The organism is Pseudooceanicola marinus, assembly GCF_020177265.1.
GTDB lineage: Bacteria > Pseudomonadota > Alphaproteobacteria > Rhodobacterales > Rhodobacteraceae > Pseudooceanicola > Pseudooceanicola marinus_A.
Genome location: NZ_JAIVMC010000001.1, coordinates 394871 through 414420, shown reverse-complemented (window position 1 = coordinate 414420; position 19550 = coordinate 394871). Strand labels below are relative to the sequence as shown.

At 67.2% G+C, this 19550-nt stretch carries 20 protein-coding genes; 12 read left to right on the top strand and 8 right to left on the bottom strand.

Going from position 1 to position 19550, the window contains the following annotated elements; genetic code table 11:
- Positions 1-107 precede the first annotated feature (107 nt).
- The 3 genes from LC066_RS01965 to LC066_RS01955 are packed head-to-tail and all read left to right on the top strand — an operon-like array spanning position 108 to position 2227.
- Positions 108-1235 (top strand): bifunctional 2-C-methyl-D-erythritol 4-phosphate cytidylyltransferase/2-C-methyl-D-erythritol 2,4-cyclodiphosphate synthase, encoded by a 1128-nt coding sequence (locus LC066_RS01965; RefSeq protein ID WP_224896314.1) that lies wholly within the window; start codon positions 108-110, stop codon positions 1233-1235.
- Positions 1236-1247: 12 nt separating this feature from the next.
- Positions 1248-1745 carry a phosphatidylglycerophosphatase A gene (locus LC066_RS01960; RefSeq protein WP_222474411.1) on the top strand — a complete coding sequence of 166 codons (498 nt, stop codon included), beginning with the start codon at positions 1248-1250 and terminating at the stop codon, positions 1743-1745.
- The gene (locus LC066_RS01955) at positions 1742-2227 is read left to right on the top strand and encodes a CinA family protein (protein WP_224896313.1); all 486 of its coding nucleotides are present in this window, start codon (positions 1742-1744) and stop codon (positions 2225-2227) included. The genes LC066_RS01960 and LC066_RS01955 overlap by 4 nt, the downstream gene beginning before the upstream one ends.
- Before the next feature lie 16 nt (positions 2228-2243).
- Here LC066_RS01955 and LC066_RS01950 read toward each other — a convergent pair whose 3' ends face one another.
- Entirely contained in the window at positions 2244-2690 is a 447-nt protein-coding gene (locus tag LC066_RS01950; RefSeq protein WP_224896312.1) for a type II toxin-antitoxin system RatA family toxin, read from the bottom strand.
- A gap of 113 nt (positions 2691-2803) precedes the next feature.
- Between LC066_RS01950 and hpt the strand changes: the two genes are divergently transcribed.
- The 3 genes from hpt to LC066_RS01935 all read left to right on the top strand — a co-directional run bounded on the left by hpt (position 2804) and on the right by LC066_RS01935 (position 4525).
- Entirely contained in the window at positions 2804-3316 is a 513-nt protein-coding gene (gene hpt / locus LC066_RS01945) for a hypoxanthine phosphoribosyltransferase (RefSeq protein WP_224896712.1), read from the top strand.
- Positions 3317-3323: 7 nt separating this feature from the next.
- Positions 3324-3506 carry a hypothetical protein gene (locus LC066_RS01940; RefSeq protein ID WP_224896311.1) on the top strand — a complete coding sequence of 61 codons (183 nt, stop codon included), beginning with the start codon at positions 3324-3326 and terminating at the stop codon, positions 3504-3506.
- Positions 3507-3634: 128 nt separating this feature from the next.
- Positions 3635-4525 carry a cytochrome c gene (locus tag LC066_RS01935; RefSeq protein WP_224896310.1) on the top strand — a complete coding sequence of 297 codons (891 nt, stop codon included), beginning with the start codon at positions 3635-3637 and terminating at the stop codon, positions 4523-4525.
- 128 nt (positions 4526-4653) lie between these two features.
- Here the strand turns inward: LC066_RS01935 and lipA are convergent, their stop codons facing one another.
- Positions 4654-5604: a lipoyl synthase gene (gene lipA / locus LC066_RS01930; protein ID WP_222474407.1), complete on the bottom strand. Its 951-nt coding sequence runs from the start codon at positions 5602-5604 to the stop codon at positions 4654-4656.
- Positions 5605-5708: 104 nt separating this feature from the next.
- Between lipA and LC066_RS01925 the strand changes: the two genes are divergently transcribed.
- Positions 5709-5855, top strand: a complete 147-nt coding sequence (locus tag LC066_RS01925) for a hypothetical protein (protein WP_224896309.1) — start codon at positions 5709-5711, stop codon at positions 5853-5855.
- An 11-nt stretch (positions 5856-5866) separates the two neighbouring features.
- The gene (locus LC066_RS01920) at positions 5867-6409 is read left to right on the top strand and encodes a peroxiredoxin (RefSeq protein WP_224896308.1); all 543 of its coding nucleotides are present in this window, start codon (positions 5867-5869) and stop codon (positions 6407-6409) included.
- A gap of 89 nt (positions 6410-6498) precedes the next feature.
- Here LC066_RS01920 and LC066_RS01915 read toward each other — a convergent pair whose 3' ends face one another.
- Positions 6499-7422 (bottom strand): hydrogen peroxide-inducible genes activator, encoded by a 924-nt coding sequence (locus LC066_RS01915; RefSeq protein WP_224896307.1) that lies wholly within the window; start codon positions 7420-7422, stop codon positions 6499-6501.
- Positions 7423-7567: 145 nt separating this feature from the next.
- Between LC066_RS01915 and LC066_RS01910 the strand changes: the two genes are divergently transcribed.
- Entirely contained in the window at positions 7568-8290 is a 723-nt protein-coding gene (locus LC066_RS01910) for a VIT1/CCC1 transporter family protein (RefSeq protein WP_224896306.1), read from the top strand.
- A 163-nt stretch (positions 8291-8453) separates the two neighbouring features.
- On the opposite strand, the gene LC066_RS01905 is transcribed toward LC066_RS01910, so the two are convergent.
- Positions 8454-9566 (bottom strand): DUF6456 domain-containing protein, encoded by a 1113-nt coding sequence (locus LC066_RS01905; RefSeq protein ID WP_224896305.1) that lies wholly within the window; start codon positions 9564-9566, stop codon positions 8454-8456.
- Between the two features lie 204 nt (positions 9567-9770).
- Between LC066_RS01905 and LC066_RS01900 the strand changes: the two genes are divergently transcribed.
- Positions 9771-10079, top strand: a complete 309-nt coding sequence (locus LC066_RS01900; RefSeq protein ID WP_318246698.1) for a DUF6477 family protein — start codon at positions 9771-9773, stop codon at positions 10077-10079.
- Positions 10080-10154: 75 nt separating this feature from the next.
- On the opposite strand, the gene LC066_RS01895 is transcribed toward LC066_RS01900, so the two are convergent.
- On the bottom strand, positions 10155-11699 hold the full coding sequence (locus LC066_RS01895; RefSeq protein WP_224896304.1) for a trimethylamine methyltransferase family protein: 1545 nt from the start codon (positions 11697-11699) through the stop codon (positions 10155-10157).
- A gap of 205 nt (positions 11700-11904) precedes the next feature.
- Here LC066_RS01895 and LC066_RS01890 point away from each other — a divergent pair, with 205 nt between their 5' ends.
- The gene (locus LC066_RS01890; RefSeq protein ID WP_224896303.1) at positions 11905-13119 is read left to right on the top strand and encodes an MFS transporter; all 1215 of its coding nucleotides are present in this window, start codon (positions 11905-11907) and stop codon (positions 13117-13119) included.
- A gap of 27 nt (positions 13120-13146) precedes the next feature.
- Here LC066_RS01890 and LC066_RS01885 read toward each other — a convergent pair whose 3' ends face one another.
- Entirely contained in the window at positions 13147-13974 is an 828-nt protein-coding gene (locus LC066_RS01885) for a universal stress protein (RefSeq protein ID WP_224896302.1), read from the bottom strand.
- Positions 13975-14132: 158 nt separating this feature from the next.
- On the opposite strand from LC066_RS01885, the gene guaA reads away from it, so the two are divergent.
- A complete protein-coding gene (guaA, locus tag LC066_RS01880; protein ID WP_224896301.1) occupies positions 14133-15704 on the top strand; it encodes a glutamine-hydrolyzing GMP synthase in 1572 nt (523 codons plus the stop codon).
- An 83-nt stretch (positions 15705-15787) separates the two neighbouring features.
- Here guaA and LC066_RS01875 read toward each other — a convergent pair whose 3' ends face one another.
- Both LC066_RS01875 and LC066_RS01870 read right to left on the bottom strand, forming a co-directional pair.
- Positions 15788-16912 (bottom strand): cobalamin-independent methionine synthase II family protein, encoded by a 1125-nt coding sequence (locus LC066_RS01875; protein WP_224896300.1) that lies wholly within the window; start codon positions 16910-16912, stop codon positions 15788-15790.
- Between the two features lie 172 nt (positions 16913-17084).
- Entirely contained in the window at positions 17085-19520 is a 2436-nt protein-coding gene (locus LC066_RS01870) for an autotransporter outer membrane beta-barrel domain-containing protein (RefSeq protein WP_224896299.1), read from the bottom strand.
- Positions 19521-19550: the final 30 nt, after the last annotated feature.

The following is a 19550-nucleotide window of genomic DNA, read 5'->3' as shown; positions in this document are numbered from 1 at the left end:
GTCCAATGCCAGTTTTTTCAGCATGACCCTGCGGGGCGCCCCATTGCCCCGACCGGGCCCAGAGCCTATTCCTGCGCGTCAGGAATAGCAAAAGAAGGGGTGCCGGGATGGGCAACGCCGCCATCATCGTGGCCGCCGGGCGCGGCACCCGCGCCGGGGGGCACCTGCCGAAGCAATGGCAGCCCTTGGCCGGGCGACGGGTGGCCGACTGGACCCTTGACGCGATGATCCGCGCGGGGCTGTCGCCCATCGTGGTGGTTCTGCACCCCGACGATATGGACCTGCCCCTGCCCGCGGACGTCGTGAGAGTGGCGGGCGGGGCCACGCGCGACGCCTCGGTCCGCGCAGGCCTGGCCGCGCTGGACCCGGCAGCGACTGCCAACGTGCTGATCCACGATGTCGCGCGCCCTTGCGTCCCCGGCCCCGTCATCGCCGAGGTCATCGCCGCGCTGGAGGCCGGCGCCGAGGCTGCGGCCCCCGGCCTGCCCGTCACCGACGCCCTGTGGCACGGCGACGCGGGCCATGTGACCGGCACTGCCCCGCGGGACGGTCTGTTCCGCGCCCAGACCCCGCAGGGGTTCCGGCTGCAGCCGCTGCTGGCCGCTCATGCGGCCCATCCGGGCGGCGCGGCGGATGACGTCGAGGTGGCCCGCGCCGCCGGGATCCGGGTTGCCATCACCCCCGGGTCGGAGGACAACCTGAAAATCACCCACCCCGGCGACTTCGACCGGGCCGAAGCGATACTGAGAGGCACGATGGATATTCGACTGGGCAATGGCTACGACGTGCATGCCTTCACCGAGGGCGATCATGTCTGGCTTTGTGGCGTGAAAATCCCCCACGACGCGGCCTTGCTGGGCCATTCCGACGCCGATGTCGGCATGCACGCGGTGACCGACGCGATCTATGGCGCCCTCGCCGAGGGCGATATCGGCCGCCATTTCCCGCCCAGCGATCCCCAGTGGAAAGGCGCTGCCAGCCATATCTTCCTTGAGCACGCGGTGAAACTGGCCGCCGAGAAGGGCTTCGCCATCTCCAACGTCGATTGCACGCTGGTCTGCGAGGCGCCCAAGGTCGGCCCGCATGCCGCGGCGATGCAGGCCCGCATGGCCGAGATCATGGGGCTGGATCCCGCGCGCATCTCGGTCAAGGCGACGACCTCGGAACGGCTGGGGTTCACCGGCCGCAAGGAAGGCATCGCCTCCATCGCCACCGCTTGCCTGATCAAGGCCTGACAGGAGTATCTGATGAAAACCTCCCACCTGATCGCCACCGTGGGTGGCACCGGCCACCTGAAACCGGCCTCCGGCACCTGGGGTAGCGCCGCCGGGCTGCTGTTGGCCTGGGGGCTGCACGCCCTGGGCGGGCCGGCCCTGCTGATCGCCGCGCTGGTCTTCGTCTGGTTCGCGGGCCTCTGGGCCGTGAAGGCCGAAACCCTGGGCAAGGCAAACCACGACCCGTCGGAGATCGTGGTGGACGAGGTGGTGGGCATCTGGATCGCCTTCCTGCCCGTGTCGATCGGCGCCGCCCATGTGGGCGCACCGCTGACCGCGCTCTGGCCCGGCTGGGTCGCGGCCTTCCTGGGCTTCCGCCTGTTCGACATCTGGAAACCCTGGCTGGTTGGCCGGGCGGACCGGCGCAACGACGCCCTGGGCGTGATGCTGGACGACGTGATCGCGGGGATCTTCACCGCCGTGCTGGTGATCGCGCTGGCCGCCTTCTCTCATCTGGTGCTGATGGCATGAGTCGTGACCTCGCCGTTCGCGTCCTGAACGCTTGCCGCGCGGCGGAGCTGAAACTGGCCACCGCCGAAAGCTGCACTGGCGGGTTGATCGCTGCCGCGCTGACCGACATCGCCGGGTCCTCCGACGTGGTCGAGGGCGGCGTCGTCAGCTACTCGGTCGCGGTGAAACGGAAGGTCCTCGGAGTCTCGGCGCAGACGCTCGACGACTTTGGCGTGGTGTCTGAAGAGGTCGCACAGGAAATGGCCGAGGGCGCCTGGTCACATTTGGGCGCCGACCTGGGGGTGGCGACGACGGGCGTTGCGGGCCCCGGCCCCTCGGGCGACGATCCGGAGGGGCGCGTCTGTTTCGCGGTCTCCGGCCCGGTCTACACCCGCACGGAGACGGTCGACTTCGGCGCCATCGGGCGCGAGGCCGTGCGCGCCCAGGCCACGGCGCATGCGCTGCACATGCTGCTGGACACGGTCGAACAGCTGGCCCGTTGAGGGCCAGCCGCGCCGATCAGCCGTAAAGTTCGGCGGCGCGACGTTCGAACGCGCGCACGATGCGCTGCATCGCCTCGTTGAAGACCACGCCGATGATCCCCTGCAGGACCGCGTTCTTGAACTCGAAATCGACGAAGAAATCGACCTCGCAGCCGCCGCCGTCTGCGTCGCGGAAGGCCCAGTTCGACTTCATGTAGCGGAAGGGACCGTCGAGGTATTCCGTGTCGATCTTCATCTGCTCCGGCCAGAGGACGACGCGGCTGCCGAATTTCTCCCGGAAGACCTTGAAGGAGATCACCAGGTCGGCGTCCATCACCTCGTGATCGCCTTTGGGCGTCACCTTCCGGATCCGCGCGGCGGCGCACCAGGGCAGGAATTTCGGATAGGATCCCACATCGGCCACCAGATCGTACATCTGTTGGGCGGTATAGGGCAGTTTGCGGGTCTCGGAATGGGTCGGCATATCTTCCCGGCGATTGCGGCACGGTTCGGGTTTTTACTGGTCGTTTCCTGTCTTACACTAGGGCGGGACATTCAAGGGGGAAGACCGTGTCGCGTCCATATGTCATCGACGAAATGATTTCCGCAAAGGCAATCGCCGCCCGGATCGAGGAACTTTGCCGCGAGATTCGCGCGACCTTCCCGGCGGATGAGCGGCTGGTGGTGGTGGGGCTGCTGCGCGGCTCCTTCGTGTTCATCGCGGATCTGGTGCGGGAACTCTCGGACCGCGACGTGGAGGTCGATTTCATCGAGGCCTCCTCCTACGGCAACTCCATGGAAAGCTCGCGAGAGGTGCGCATCCTGAAGGACCTGCGCGGCGAGATCGAGGGGCGCAACGTGCTGGTGGTCGAGGATATCGTCGATACGGGCTATACCCTGAGCCACGTCATCCACCTGCTGCAATCGCGCCATCCCAAGCGTTTGAAGACCGTGGCCCTGCTGGACAAGCCGTCGCGCCGCGAGGTGGATTTCAAGGCCGACTGGACCGGGTTCGAGATCCCTGACGAATTCGTCGTGGGCTACGGAATCGACTACGCGCAATGCAATCGCAACCTGCCCTGCATCGGCAAGGTGCGGTTCACGGATTGATCGGGCGGTGAGCTACACCTGGCTCCTCCGGGCGGTCCGCTGGGCACGCAATCCGCCATCTGAAAAGCGCGTGCTGCTGGTGCTGGCCGTGGTCGCGATCTGCCTGGCGATCTGGGGTCTGGAACAGCTCTTCGGCTTCCCCGACTGGCTGGTGCCAGAGCATGTGCGCGGCGGTGGCGCCCTGCGCTGAGGGGGCTGTCGCTACGGCGGCGTATTGCGGGTCACGGGAACGTCAGGCGAAGGGGCTTGCCTGAGCCGGTGACTGGAGTAACCCTTGGTCAAGGGCCTGGCGCCCGCCCCCTGACAAGGAAGCCATGCATGCGCAAAGCCCTTACATCCGTCATCGCCCTTGCCGTGGTGGCCGCCGGCGCCGGCTGGATCCTGACCGCCCCCGACCATGTCGAACCCGAGGATTTCGCCGGGCTGACGGGGGATGCCGCGCGGGGCGAGGCGATCTTCTACGCCGGGGGCTGTGCCTCATGTCATTCCGCACCGGGGGCGGAGGGCGAGGACAAGCTGCTGCTGGTCGGCGGGCGCGCCTTCGAAACGCAGTTCGGCACCTTCTACGCGCCCAACATCAGCCCAGACGAGGAGGCCGGCATCGGCGCCTGGACCGAGCTGGAGCTGGCCGACGCGATGATCAAGGGCACCTCGCCCTCGGGGCAGCACTACTACCCCGCCTTCCCCTATTCCTCCTACGCGCGGGCGCGGCCCGAGGACGTGGTGGATCTGCATGCCTACCTGCAGACCCTGCCCGCGGCCGACACGCCCAACCGGGACCATGACGTCGGGTTTCCCTTCAACATCCGCCGGGCGCTTGGCGTCTGGAAGCTGCTGTTCTTCCGCGAGGACTACCAGATGGAGGTCGTCGACAGCGACACCCTGGCGCGCGGGCGCTACCTGGTCGAGGCGCTCGGCCATTGCGCCGAATGCCATACGCCACGCAATGCCCTGGGCGGGATGGATCGGGCGCGCTGGCTGGGCGGGGCGGAAAACCCGTCGGGCCAGGGCAGCATTCCCAACATCACTTCCGGCGCGCTGGACTGGTCCGAGGCGGATATCGCGGAGTACCTGTCGTCGGGCTTCACCCCCGACTTCGACGTCGTGGGCGGTGAGATGGCCGATGTGGTGGCCAATACCAGCCAGTTGACGGATGACGACCGGCTGGCGATCGCACGCTACCTGAAAACGGTGCCGGCGGTGGAGTGAGCGGAGGGGGCGCTGCCCCCTCTGGCGCGAGGCGCGCCATTCACCCCCGGAGTATTTCCAGCCAAAGTATAGAAAAAGGGCCGGCACCCATGGGCCGGCCCTGTCGCATCAGTGGTCTGAAGCGGGTCTCAGCCCAGGCCGAGCTTTTTCAGGCGCGCCTCGCGCAGACGGGCGAAGTCATCGCCGGCGTGGTAGGACGAGCGGGTCAGCGGCGTGGCAGAAACCATCAGGAAGCCCTTGTTGTAGGCCGCCTTCTCGTAGGACTTGAACTCATCGGGCGTGATGAATTTCGCCACCGCATGGTGTTTCGGCGTCGGCTGCAGGTATTGGCCGATGGTCATGAAATCCACATCGGCGGCGCGCATGTCGTCCATCACCTGCAGGACCTGCGGACGTTCCTCGCCCAGGCCGACCATGATGCCGGACTTGGTGAAGATCGTCGGATCCAGCTCTTTCACCCGTTGCAGCAGGCGCAGCGAATGGAAGTAACGCGCGCCCGGGCGGACCTCCTGGTAGAGGCCGGGCACGGTTTCCAGGTTGTGGTTGAAGACATCCGGTTTCGCCTCGACCACCACTTCCAGCACCTCCGGGGCGCATTTCAGGAAGTCGGGGGTCAGGATCTCGATCGTCGTGCCGGGCGAGCGATGGCGCACCGCGCGGATGGTCTGGGCGAAGTGATCGGCGCCGCCGTCGTCCAGATCATCGCGGTCCACCGAGGTGATGACCACGTGATTCAGCCCCAGCTTCTCCACCGCATGGGCCACGCGGCCCGGCTCGAAGACGTCGAGGTTTTCGGGACGGCCCGTGGCGATGTTGCAGAAGGTGCAGCCACGGGTACAGATGTCACCCATGATCATCATCGTGGCGTGGCCCTGGCTCCAGCATTCACCGGCATTGGGGCAACCCGCCTCTTCGCAGACGGTGACCAGGCGGTTTTCCCGCATGATCTTCTTCGTCTCCATGTATTCCTTCGAGGTCGGCGCCTTGACGCGGATCCAGTCCGGCTTCTTCGGCTGGGCATTGTCCGGGCGATGCGCCTTCTCGGGATGACGCTGCTCGGGGATCTTGAGATCACGCATGGGTTCTTGCTCCTTCTCCGGGCTGGGAGGTAGCATATCTGAGCCATGATGAAAGAACCAGAAGTGCATGGCTTCGTTGCAGCACATGCAAGGGGGCCATGCAGATGCAGAAACCCGCTGCACAGGAAACCCGCAAGACCCTGCTCAATCTCGACAATTTCCACAAGGTATTCCGCCGCAGCGCGGAAAGCGCCTTGCACGGCACTTGGAACCATTCTAGGAAATCCGGGAAAACCGAGACCTCCTCATAAAGGATGATGCCATGCAACCCGGATCCAAGCTCCCCAACGTCACCTTCCGCACCCGCGTTCGCGATGAAAGCATCGGCGGCGACAACCCCTTCAAGTGGGAAGACAAGACCACCGCCGACTATTTCGCCGGCAAGCGCGTGATCCTGTTCTCGCTGCCCGGTGCCTTCACCCCCACCTGTTCCACCTACCAGCTGCCCGGCTTCGAGAACAACTTCGAGAAGTTCAAGGACCTCGGCATCGAGAACATCTACTGCATGTCGGTCAACGACAGCTTCGTGATGAACCAGTGGAAGAAGGCCCAGGGCATCGAGAACGTCGACGTGATCCCCGATGGTTCGGGTGAATTCACCCGCCGCGTCGGCATGCTGGTGCACAAGGACAACCTCGGCTTCGGCCTGCGCTCCTGGCGCTATGCCGCCGTCATCAACGACGGCGTCGTCGAAGCCTGGTTCGAAGAGCCCGGCATCTGCGACAACCACGGTGAGGACCCCTACGGCGAATCCTCCCCCGAGAACCTGCTGAAGTACCTGGAAGAGAAGAAAGCCGCGGCCTGATCGGCCTCGCCTCTTTTCCGATGATTTGCCGAAGGGCGCGGGCGACCGCGCCCTTTTGCTTTGCGCCCGGCCCAAATCCCGTCGGCGGGTCAGATCCGGGCGCGCACCTCCCCGGTCAGCCGGGCGCCGACGCCCGACAGGATCTCCGCCAGGGCACGGAACCAACCATCGTCGGGGGAGGAAGCGCGGCGCACCAGGGCAATCTGGCGGTAGGGTTCGGGGGCCGAGAAGCGCCGCAGCGCCAGCCCCGTGGCCTCGCGGTCGATCGCCAGTTCCGGCAGCAGAGTCAGGCCGAACCCCGCCGCCACCAGCCGCGACAGGGTGGCCAGCGAGGCCGCGCCAGTATTGATCTGCGCATGCCCCCTGCCCCGCCCGCAGACCTCCAGCGCCTGGTCGGTCAGGCAATGCCCGTCCTCCAGCAGCATCAGCTGTGCCGCGCCGATGTGATCGGGCCGCAGCCGGTCGTGGCGATCGCCGAGCGCGTCCAGCCGGGGCTGGGTGCCGGCCAGGACGAAGCGATCCTCGAACAGAGGTTCCGCGACCAGGCCCGTCATCTCGTCATAGGGCAGCGCGATCACCGCGGCATCCAGGCGCGCCGCGCGCAGGTCGTCCATCAGACGGGCCGTCTTTCCCTCCTGGACCTGCACCGAAAGCCCGATGTCCTCGGCCCGGATCGCCGCCAGGGCCGAGGGCAGCAGGTAGGGCGCGATGGTGGAGATCAGGCCCAGGCGCAACTCCCCCGCCAGCCCGCCGTTCCAGCGAGCCAGGTCGTGCAGCACCTGAACCTCCGCCATGATGCGATCCGCCTGGGACAGCACCATGCGGCCAAATGGCGTCAGCTCGATCTCCCGCGCGCGGCGTTCGACCAGCTGCGCGCCCAGGCTCTGCTCCATCTCCCGGATCTGGACCGACAAGGCGGGTTGCGACACATGGACGGCCTCGGCCGCCCGGCCGAAGTTGCGGTGCCGCGCGAGAGACTTGAAATAGGTGAGCTGACGCAGGGTGATGTTCATAAGGCAGGCTTAGCGAAAGCGCGGCCTTGCCGCCAGTTTTCATTATGTCGCGGACTGCGCGGCCGGCCTGCGAGTCGTTCGCGCTTTGACCGGGCGGCCTGTGGCGCTATCCCCGGAGCAGAGGGAAGACACGAGGAGACCGGCGATGGATTGGGCCCAGCACCGACGCGAGGCACACCAATTGGGAAGATCGCAGGAGTTCCTGCGCCAGATCGTCTACGGCGGCAACGACGGAATTGTCACCACCTTTGCCATCGTCGCCGGGTTTGCCGGGGCCCAGGCCGAGGGCGTGGCGCAGATCGGCGGGCTGGCCGTGCTGATCTTCGGTCTGGCCAATCTCTTCGCCGATGGCGTTTCCATGGGGTTGGGGGAATTCCTGTCGGGTCGCGCCCAGCACGATCTTTACCGCGCGCGCCGCGAGATGGAACTGCGCGAGATCGCCGAGAACCCCCAGCAGGAGCGCGCGGAGCTGGAAGTGATCCTGTGCCAACGCGGGCTGAACCCGGTGGAGGCCCATGCGGCGGCGGAGATCATGATCAACCACCCGCCGATCATGGCCGACCTGATGATGACCTATGAATTCGGCATGCACGACCCGGCAGAGGAGAACCCGGCGATCAACGGCGTGTTCACCTTCTGCAGCTTCATCCTCTTCGGCGCCGCGCCACTGGTGCCTTATTTCCTCTATCCTGCGACCTCGGGCACCTTCATCGGCTCGATCTGTACCTCTCTTGCGGCGCTCATGGCCCTCGGCCTGCTGCGGTGGAGCGCGACGGGAGAGCGGCTTCTGCGGTCGCTGACGGAGACGCTGGCGGTCGGGACGACCTGCGCGGTGGTGGCCTATGTCGTGGGTCTGCTCGTCGGGTAACGCTGCGGTCCGGGATCGTCGCGCCCAGGTGCTACGGGATAAAGCTTTCGGGAATTTGTTTCGTTGGACGGGACAAAGAAAGACCGGGCCACGATCATCCGCAGCCCGGTGTTAAGCTAGGTTAAGGAAACGCAAGGGGCGCCACTGCGCCCCTTGGACGGGATCAGCCGATCAGGCGGCTTTCCCCGGGCTGGGCGCCGTAGTGCCGGTTCAGCCGTTCCAGTGCGATCCGCAGGACGATCTTGCCGGAGCGCGCGGACCAGCCCATCTTCCGCTCTGCCGTCTCCAGCCCTTCCAGGTGACAGCAGCAGCGCAGCGCCACGTCGGCCAGGCCCGGTCCGAGATCCTGCAAGGCCTGCGCGACGCGGGCGCGGGCGGCCTCCGGTCCACGGGCCGGGCCGCGGGCTCCGGGCGCGCCTGCCGTGCCGGCGGTCAGGAACCGGTCCCAGTCCTGGGTCACGCTGGGACCCATCTGGGCCAGCTCGAAATCCTCGCGCAGCCGTTCGCCCGCCCTGACCAGTTCCGGACGCAGGAAGGGGGTTCCGTTCCGATCCCGGCGACGGGCCAACGCGGCCAGCGGGCTGTCACTGACACAGAGGCGACCGCGCGGCCGGTCGACGTCCTCTGCCGCCTGCGCAGCCGAGCGCATCTCGAAGGGAGCGATCCCTTCAGCGAACCCCCGCGCCGTGTTTTCCTCTTTTGCAATCAGCGTGTTGAGGGTCGACCGACCCGAGGAGGTGATGGCGTAGCGAGAGATGCGCCCCGGGCTCTTGCAGGTGATCCAGTCCTTGAGGGCCATGGCCTCCGCCAGTTCGCGCGGGATCACGTCCAGGCGTTCCGGCGTGCCGTCGATGCGGTCGCGAACCACCACCGCCTTCTGCATGTCCTGGGCCACCGCCAGGACGGTGCCATTGCGCGCCAGCTGGCGCAGAACAGGAAGCGCCTCGCGGCGCAGGGTGGGTTCGGTGATCGGGGTCTGGAGATCGTCTTGGGCGGCAGCGGTCATGATGGAACGTCCCTTTGACTGACCCGGCAGGGCCCCGTCCCCCGGCCCGCCGAGACGGGCCAGCGCGCAATCGACCAGCGGGTCGTCACGCAGGGTTTCGAGGCGCCGGATCTGGCGCAGGATGGTGGAGGGCGCACAGCCCGCCTCCCGCGCCAGTTGGCGGATGGGAACGCCGCGTTCGGTATGGACAAGGTAGTGCCGCGCCGCATCCGGCAGCCATCGGGGCAGCCGGCTGGGCGCCGATCCTTCACAGGGCTGGTTCGAGCTCATGTCGGTCTCGCAGGCAGTCGGTGCGTCAGGGGGCATGGCCCACTTATCCACAGGTAACGGCGTTAAGGTTTAATAGAGGTTAATGGTTAACCACTTCCGCAATGATTGTTTCTAAAGGATAAACTATTCTTGCCGGACCGTTCGCGGAACGGTGGCAGGACGCAACACCCGCTGCGGTTGTGCCACTCTCGGGCATCGCAATCGATGACCACGAGGACCGACATGCAGGATATCCACGCCATGCTTTCCCAGCTTCGCCGCCCCCCGCTTCTGGTGCGCGCGGCCCGCATCGCGGCAGACGACTACCGGCGCGAGGCACATCTGCCTGCCCTGCTGGGACAGGCCATGCCCGCCCGCCACGGGGCGGCGGCGCTGGCATTGATGGAGCATGAGACCGAGATCGACCGGCTGCGCCGTGATCGCGCCGCGACCTATTCGTCGCTGCGTCACGTGCGGATCCTGTCGGCCCTGATCGGCGAGGCGCGCCTGCTGGAGACCCGCGGCCAGAGCTAGAACAGAAAAGGGCCGCCCGACGGGACGGCCCTGCGCGGATGCGCGCAATTCGCACTCACAATCAGGCGCCCCTGATCAGGCGAAGGCGTCGGGCATCTCGGCCTTGCGCCGCGCAACGAAGGCGGCCAGCGCCTCGGCGATCTCGGGCTCCATGCTCGGTTGCTGGTAATCGGCCAGCAGCTTGCGCACCCGTTCCGAGGCCAGCATCTGGCTGTCACGCGCGCCCTCTTCCGACCAGGTCTCGAAGGGCTTGTTGTCCAGCACCTCCGAGCGCCAGAACGCGGTCTGGAAATGCCGCTGCGTATGGCCACAGCCGAGGTAGTGCCCGCCCGGGCCGACCTCGCGGATCGCGTCCATCGCCTGGGCTTCCTCGTCATGCGAAACCCCGGCCCCCAGCCGGTGCAGCACGCCCAGCTGATCGGCATCCAGCACGAATTTCTCGAAGGACGCCACCAGCCCGCCTTCCAGCCAGCCGCAGGCGTGCAGCATGAAGTTCACGCCCCCCATCAGGGCCGCGTTCAGCGTGTTGGCCGTCTCATAGGCCGCCTGCGCATCGGGCAATTTCGAGCCACAGAGCGCCCCGCCCGACCGGAACGGCAGCCCGAGGCGCCGCGCCAGTTGGCCCGCGCCGTAGAGGATCTGGCTGGCCTCCGGCGTGCCGAAGGTGGGCGCGCCCGAGTTCATGTCGATCGAGGTGACGAAGGCGCCCATGATGACCGGCGCACCGGGACGCACCAGCTGCGAATAGGCCACCCCCGCCAGCGTTTCCGCCAGCACCTGGGTCAGCGTACCCACCACCGAGACCGGCGCCATGGCGCCGCCGACGATGAAGGGAGAGATTATGCAGGCCTGCATGTTGGAGGCATAGACCTCCAGCGCGCCCATCATCACGTCGTCAAAGGTCAGGGGCGAGTTGATGTTGATCAGCGACGTCATCACCGGCTGGCTGGTCGCGACCTCCTCCCCGAAGAGGATCTTGCACATGTCGACGCTATCCTGGGCCCGGCTGGGATCGGTGACCGAGCCCATGAAGGGCTTGTCCGACAGGGTCATGTGGGTGTGCAGCATGTCCAGGTGCCGCTTGTTCACCGGGATGTCGGTCGGTTCGCAGACGGTACCGCCCGAATGGTGCAGCCACTTGGACATGTAGCCCAGCTTCACGAAATCGCGGAAATCCTGCATCGTGGCATAGCGGCGCCCCCCATCAAGGTCGCGCACGAAGGGCGGGCCGTAGACCGGCGCGACGACCAGGCCCTTGCCGCCGATCTCGACCGAGCGTTCGGGGTTGCGGGCCAGCTGGGTGAAGCTGCTGGGGGCGGTGGCGCAGAGCTGCCGCGCCAGGCCACGGGGGATATGCACCCGTTCGCCCTGCACGTCAGCGCCGGCCTCGCGCCAGCGGTCGAGGGCAGCGGGGTTGTTGACGAAGTTGACGCCGATTTCCTCCAGCACCGTTTCGGCGTTGGCCTCGATGGTCTCCAGCGCCTCCTGGGACAGCATCTCCATCACCGGGATGCCGCGCTGGATCACCGGCGCGCAATCCATGCTGACCGCCGTGCGGGCCGCCCGTCTGGCCGCCCCGCCGCCGCCGCGGCCCCGTCTGCGCGTGGATGCTTCGGTCATTGCGCCGTTCCTCTTTCCCGGTGTCCCCATTTTTGTAGCTCTCTGCCCGCGCCCGGCGCCCGCTGCAAGCGGCATCGGCGGGGCAAAAACGACATAACCGGCGCGGAATGCGGGGGGCCGCCGAGGGCGCACGGCGCCTCTTGCCCTCGGCCGGGGGGCGGGTAAATCTCCGCCGCAACGACGGGCGACGAAGAGGACCCAGGCGATGATCACCGGAGACAAGGCAAGGGCCGGCGCCTGGGCGGCGCTGATCGTGGCGGGGCTATTCTACCTCTACGAGTTCGTGGCCCGCATCAGCCCCAGCCTCGCGCCCGCCCAGATCGCGGCGCATTTCGGGCTGGGCAGCGGCGGGTTCTCCACCCTGTCCAGCCTCTTCTTCTGGATCTACGCGCCGATGCAGATCGTGGTCGGCCTGGCGCTGGACCGCTTCGGAGCGCGGCGTTTGGTACTGCCGGCCATCGCCTGTTGCGCGGGCGGCATGGCGCTCTTTGCGGCAAGCGACTCAGCCCTTCTGGCCGGTGCGGGGCGCCTGTTGACCGGCTTCGGCGCCTCCTTCGCCTTCGTCGGCGCCCTCTACATCGTGAACCACCGGTTTCCGCCTGCCCGCTTTGCCCTGCTGTCGGGCGTCGTGAACGCCCTGGGCATGCTGGGCACCGCCATCGGCGCCGTCTGGCTGAGCGAGCTGGTCGCCGTCGCGGACTGGCGCCCCGTCTTCACCTGGACGGCCATGGCGGGCGGGGGCCTTTTCCTGCTGGCTCTGGTGGCCCTGCACGACGGCGACGATGCGCCGGAACGCAAACCCGGCGCCCATCCCCTCGCCCCGCTGAAGCCACTGATCCGCGACCACCGGATCTGGCTCGTGGCCCTGACAGGGGCGCTGTTCTACATGCCGATCAACGTCTACGGCGGCCTCTGGGGCAAGGCGGAGATCCAGGCCGATCGCGGGCTGGCCGATGCCGCGGCGGAACTGGCGGTCTCGATGATCTTCTGGGGCATGGCCGCAGGCAGCATCGCCGCAGGCTGGCTGTCGGACCTGCTGGGGCACCGCAAGTGGCTGCTTAGCGGGGCCATCGCGCTGACCGCGCTGTTCTACGCCCTGGCGCTGTTTCTGCCCGGCCTGACGCTGGGGCCTCTGGCGGTGCTGCTGTTCCTGGCGGGGCTGACCAACGGGGCGCAGATGCTGACCTTCGCCATGGCGAAGGAGGGCCACCCGCAGGAAGTGTCGGGCACGCTGATCGCCGTGGTGAACATGGTGGGCATCGGCGGCGCGCTGGTGTTCCAGCCCCTGCTGGGCTGGCTGATCGACCTCGCGGGCGGCGCCTTTGGCCCGGCGATGCTGGTCATCCCCGGCGCGGTCCTGGCCGCCGGCCTGCTGTCGCTGGCCATCACCGAGGAGCGCCACCCCGACCACGCCGCCTGACCGGGCCATCGCCAGTGTGGCGGCCGGTCAGTGCCGGACGACCAGCACGTCGGTCGGCGGGTCGCGCAGGATCTGTTCGGTGAAACCGCCCAGAAGCGTTGGCGACAGCGGGCCCCGCCCATGGGCGCCGATGGCCAGCAGGTCGGGTTTTTCGCTGTGCATCAGACGCGACAGCATCTCATAGCGGCCATGGGGCTGGGGTTCGGGCCGGGCGACGGCCTGGGGCAGATCGGTCTCCTCCCACCAGCTGTCCAGCGCATCGCGCGCCTCCTCCAGGAAGGGATGCAGCATCTCGGGCGTGCCCGACCGGGCGACCAGCCCGCGGTAGGGCACGTGGACGGCATGAAAGGCGTGCATGGTCGCCTCGGGGGCCAGTTCCGCGGCCAGGTGCAGAGCGGCGGCGCTGGCGGGGGACATGTCGACCCCCGACAGCACCCGGGCATAGGGTGCCACCGGCGCGTTGCGCACCAGCAGGACGGGCACGCGGCTGGCGCGCACGATCCGTTCCATCGTGGTGCCGTAGAACAGGTCCCAGACCGCGCGCGGCCTGTGCACGCCCAGGACCAGCAGGTCCGCCTTCACGTCCTTCATCGTGGTCAGGATATGCGGCAGCGGATCGGCAATCTCCACCCGCAGTTCGGCGGGCTGATCGGGCGCGATGGCGTCGCAGAGCATCCGCAGCTCCTCTTCCGCCAGTTCGCGTGACCGCGCGGCCATGCCCGGCGGCAGATCCTCGTCCACCACGGTCAGCACCGTCAGTTTCGCGCCCTGTTCGGCGGCCAGCCGGTAGGCGCGGCGCAGGGCCCGTTCGGACCGCATGGACAGGTCGGTGGCAATCAGGATGGACCGGCGCATCTCTCTCCTCCTCGGGGTCTGGATCGGGGTTCTACGGGTCCAGACTAACCGCTCCGCCCCGTGGCTCAAACGCCTTTCGCGGGGCTTTGTCGCCGCAGGGGCGCCGCGCATGCGCGCTTAGGCTTGCCAGAGCGCGCGACCCGCTCTATGGCACGGCCATGAGCCAGACATCCCATGACCGCCTCCTCATCATCGACTTCGGATCCCAGGTGACGCAGCTCATCGCGCGTCGCCTGCGCGAGCTGAAGGTCTATTGCGAAATCCACCCCTACCAGAAGGTCACCGCCGACACGCTGCGCGAGTTCGCGCCCAAGGCCGTGATCTTCTCCGGCGGGCCCGACAGCGTCGTGCGCGACGGGTCCCCGCGCCCCCCGAAGGAGGTCTATGACCTCGGCGTGCCGATCCTCGGCATCTGCTATGGCCAGCAGGTCATGATGCAGGACCTGGGCGGCATGGTCGAAGCGGGCGAAAGCCACACGGCAGAATTCGGCCGCGCCTACGTGCAGCCCACGGAAGAGCGGATCGACCTGCTGAACGGCTGGTTCATGGAAGGCTCGGGCCGCGAGCAGGTCTGGATGAGCCACGGCGACCACGTCAGCAAGCTCGCCCCGGGCTTCAAGGTCTACGGCACCTCCCCCGGTGCGCCCTTCGCCATCACCGCCGACCTCGAGCGCCGCTTCTACGCGGTGCAGTTCCACCCGGAGGTGCATCACACCCCGAACGGCGCGACCCTGTACGAGAATTTCGTCAAGGACGCGGGCTTCTCCGGCGACTGGACCATGGCGGCCTATCGTGAGGAAATGATCGCCGCAATCCGTGAACAGGTCGGCGACGCCCATGTGATCTGCGGGCTGTCCGGCGGCGTTGACAGCTCTGTCACGGCGATCCTGCTGCACGAGGCCATCGGCGAACAGCTGACCTGTGTGTTCGTCGACCACGGTCTGCTGCGGCTGAACGAGGCCGAGGAAGTGGTCACGATGTTCCGCGACCACTACAACATCAACCTGATCCACGCCGATGAAAGCGACCTCTTCCTGGGCGAGCTGGAAGGCGTCAGCGATCCGGAGGTGAAGCGCAAGACCATCGGCCGTCTCTTCATCGACGTCTTCCAGAAGTACGCGGGCGAGATCGAGAACGCGACCTTCCTGGCGCAGGGCACCCTTTACCCGGACGTGATCGAGTCGGTCAGCTTCTCCGGCGGCCCTTCGGTCACGATCAAATCGCACCACAACGTCGGCGGCCTGCCCGAGAAGATGGGCCTGAAGCTGGTGGAGCCGCTGCGCGAGCTGTTCAAGGATGAGGTCCGCGCCCTTGGCACCGAGCTGGGCCTGCCGGCGTCCTTCATCGGCCGCCACCCCTTCCCCGGTCCGGGCCTGGCCATCCGCTGCCCCGGCGAGATCACCCGCGACAAACTGGAGATCCTGCGCAAGGCCGACGCCGTCTACATCGACCAGATCCGCAAGCACGGTCTTTACGACGAGATCTGGCAGGCCTTCGCCGCGATCCTGCCGATGCGCACCGTGGGCGTGATGGGCGACGGGCGCACCTACGACTACGCCCTGGCACTGCGAGCCGTGACGAGCGTGGACGGGATGACCGCAGACTACTACCCCTTCAGCCATGAATTCCTGGGCGAGACCTCGACCCGGATCATCAACGAAGTGCGCGGCATCAACCGTGTCTTCTACGATTGCACCTCGAAGCCCCCGGGGACGATCGAGCTGGAATGACGTGATCCGGGACACCGGAACGCAAAAGGCGCCACGGGAAACCGCGGCGCCTTTTGTCATGTCAGCTTGAGGCGCGTGGCCGATCAGCGGGTCGACGCCATCTCCGCGCCCTTGCGGAGGTTGCGCAACTTCTTCCAGGTGACCTCGGGGTCGATCTTGCCGTAGCCCGCGAAGGTGCCGAAGCCGCAGTCGGTGCTGGCGACCACGCGGTCTTCGCCCACGATGTCGATGAAGCGCTGCAGGCGCTGCGCCACCAGCTCGGGGCGTTCGACATAGTTGGAACAGGTGTCGATCACGCCCGGCGCCAGGATCTTGTCCTCGGGAATGTCGGCATCGCGCCAGACGGTCCATTCATGTTCGTGGCAGGGGTTCGCGCCCTCAAACAGGATCGTCGAGGGCCGCGCCGACAGCACCACGTCAATCACCTTTTCCAGGGGGATGTCGTGGTCATGCGGGCCCTCGTAGTTGCCCCAGCACAGGTGCATCCGCATCCGGTCGGCGGGCAGGCCCTCGGTTGCGGCGTTCAGCGCCTCGACGTTCATCGCGGCGATCTTGACGAACTCGTCCTGGTCCATGTCCTGGTAGCCGGTGTGCGACGACATGGCGAGGTCGGGGCAGTCGAACTGGATGTCCAGCCCCGCGTCCAGAATCGCCTCGTATTCGGGGCGCATCGCGTCGACCAGCGCGGCCAGGTAGGCTTCGTGGTCGGGATAGTATTTATTCACCTGGAAGGCGGTGATCAGCCCCGGCGAGGCGGCGTTCATGAAGGCGCGGGTGCCCTGCCCCTCGGCCTCCAGCGCGGTCTTGAACCGGCGGATGTCATCCAGCGCGGGCTGCAGGTTCACCAACTTGATCTCGCCCACGCAGGAGGCACGAGTGAACTCCTGGCTGCCCATGATCGCGCTCAGCTTCTTGGCCAGGTTCGGATGCGCGGCAAGGTCCTTGGCGGGCTTGCGGTCGATATGGCCGCCGAATCCCGACAGGCGTTCCTGCATGTAGGTGGAATAGCCCACCTTGCCCAACTCGCCGTCCGACACGATGGACACGCCGGCCTCACGCTGGTGGCGCACCGCCTCCTCGATGGCGGCCTGCACGGCGGCCTCAAACTCGGCCTCGTCATAGGCCTCGCCCTTGTCCTTGGCGATCAGAAGCGCCGACAGGGCGTCGCCGCGTGGCAGGCTGCCGACATGGGTGGTCTCAATGGTCATGGTCTGTCCAATCCTCTCCCTGAGTTTGTCGGCAACAGACCATCAAGGGTCGGAAAAGACAACCGGATGAGGGGAACGGGCCAGGCGGAACTGCACCGGGTGGGCAAAATGCAGACGCCCCGCGCGGTGGCACGGGGCGTCCAAGGTTGGGTGCGATGGTCGGGGCGCGAGGTCAGAACCGCATGCCGGCGGTCAGCAGAAGGCCCGCCTTGTCGTTCTCGTCGTACTGCCCTTCGATGCGCAGCGCCCAGGGGCGATCCGCGCCGGCCAGCTCGACCCCCAGGGTCAGCTGCGCGACCGAACCGTCCGCGCCGGTGGAAAAGCGGGTGGTGCCGTCGCCCAGGGTCATCGTCACGTCCTCACCGTCGGTGAACAGCACGTCGGCGCCGATGAAGGGCGTGATCGCCGTGCCGTCCGGCAAGGTACGGGTCAGCCGCGCCTCGGCCGAAACGTAGCCGGTGGTCACATCGCGGTCCCCGAAGGTCGCGCCGCCCAGGCCCGACACGCGGAAGGCGTCGATGCTCTGGCGTTCGATCCCGGCGCGCGCTGTGAAGGCCAGTCCACCTGCCGTCGCCGCCGTGGTAACCGCTCCCGCCAGGCCGAAGCTGCGGGTGTCCGCAGAGCCGTCACCACTGGCCGTGGCCGCGCTGTCGAGATCCAGCGTGCCGAAGCCCAGGTAGGCCATCCCGGCCAGCGTGGTGCCGCCCGGAAGCGCCGCCGCCGAGGTCAGGCCCAGCAGAACCGCATCGCTGGTCAGGTCATGCCCGGCGGAAACCGTGGTGGCCGCACGACCATAGGACAGGAACAGGCCAACCCCGTCGAAATCGCGCCCCAGGGTCAGGCGCCCCGATCCGTCCCCGTCGAAGACAGCGGCGGAGCCGGAGACCCACCAGGCCGGCGCGCCCAGGGTGCCCTCGGCGAAGGAGAAGGCCCCGGCGCTGCCGGCGCCCTCGCCCAGTGGCAGCAGGACGGATTTGCCCAGCGACAGGGTCTGGCCTGCCGCAACGCTGTCCATACCCGCGAAGGCATCGGGATCGGCCACCGCAAGTGTCAGGTTGCCATAAACCGCCTGCGGCGCCTCTGACAGGTCGATCACCTCCGGGTCGCTGACAAAACGGACGGCCCCGGCCTGCACGGTGGAGCGGGCGATCAGTGTATCCGTCCCCTCGCCCAGATCCACCACGCCGCGGAGGTCCATCGAATATACATCCAGCGTGTCGTCGCCTGCGCCGAGTTGCAGCGCCGTCCCGGAATGGCCGATGATCGTCCCATGGTTCACCACCACCTGAGACTGGGTATTCGCCGGATCGTCGCCGCCCAGTTCAACGTTGATCCCGATCTTACCTTCGATCAGCCCGTGGTTGGTGATGGTGGAGGTGGCCACGTCAGAGGCGTCGAAGTCGATGCCGTCCTCGCCGCCTTCGGAGACGATGCTGCCATAGTTGGTCACCGCGCCGCTGTCGATGTCGATGCCGTCCTGCGGCCCGGTGACCAGCAGGTCGCCGTAGTTAAAAATGGTCGCGTTTTCACCGGCGTTGATCGCATCGTCCAGCGTCTCGATGCTGCCCCGGTTGGTGATGACGGCATTGTCCTCGGCCTCGATCCCCTCGGTCAGCGACAGGATCGTGCCCTCGTTGACCACCGTCGCGTCGTCCTCGACCGCGATGCCCTTGTCGGCGCTGTCGATCAGCCCGTAGTTCCGGACCGTTACCTCGTCCTCAGCCTGGATGCCCTCGTCACCGGCCAGGATCGTCCCGCGGTTGGTGATCGACCCGCCGGTGCCCTCGAAATGGATGCCGTCACCGTCGATCCCCTCGATCAGGGCGCCCTCGTGGTTGACGATGGTGGTGGCGTTGGGATCGCCGTCATCTTCGCCGCTGGTGTCGATGGCGTGGTCTTCGCCCGTGATCGTGCCGTAGTTGTGGATGGTGGCATCGGCCCCGGTCTGGATGCCCTCGTCCGCGCCGGAAATCTCGCCGTAGTTGGTCACCACGCCCTCTGCGCCGTCGATGCGCAGGCCGTCACTGTCCAGCGCGGTGATCGTGCCGTCCTCATGATTGATGACGGTGGTGCGGGCGCCGGTGTCGACGCCGCGATCCGTGCCGGTGATGGCGCCGTAGTTGTGGACGGTGCTGTCGTCACCGACCTGCACGCCCTCGTCGGTGCCGATGATCCTGCCGTTGTTGGTGATCAGCGCATCGTCATCGACGTTGACGGCGTCTTCGCCCACCATCTCGCCATCGTCTTCGTACCAGGCGGTCGAGGTGATGGTGCCGTTGTTGGTCAGCGTGGCGCGCTTGTCTGCCTTGATCGCCTGATCCCCGGCCGAGGTGATACTGCCGTGGTTGGTCAGGGTCAGATCATCATCCACCTCGAAGGCGCGGTCGCTGTCGCCGCTGATCTGGGCGCCGGGCGCGACCGTGACGGTCACGCCGTCCAGATCGTCGTCGGTGAACCCGCTGCCGGTGCCCGAACAGGTCACCACGTCATCATCGGCCGGCGACGACGGGATGCAGGCGGACGGGTCGGACGAGGCAAGGGCCTGCCCGGCAAGGGGCATGGCGGCCAGGAGGGCGATGAGGGAGACGTGCGAAAGGGCGCGGGGCATGAAGGCTCCTGTGGTCTTGCAAGGCATGTC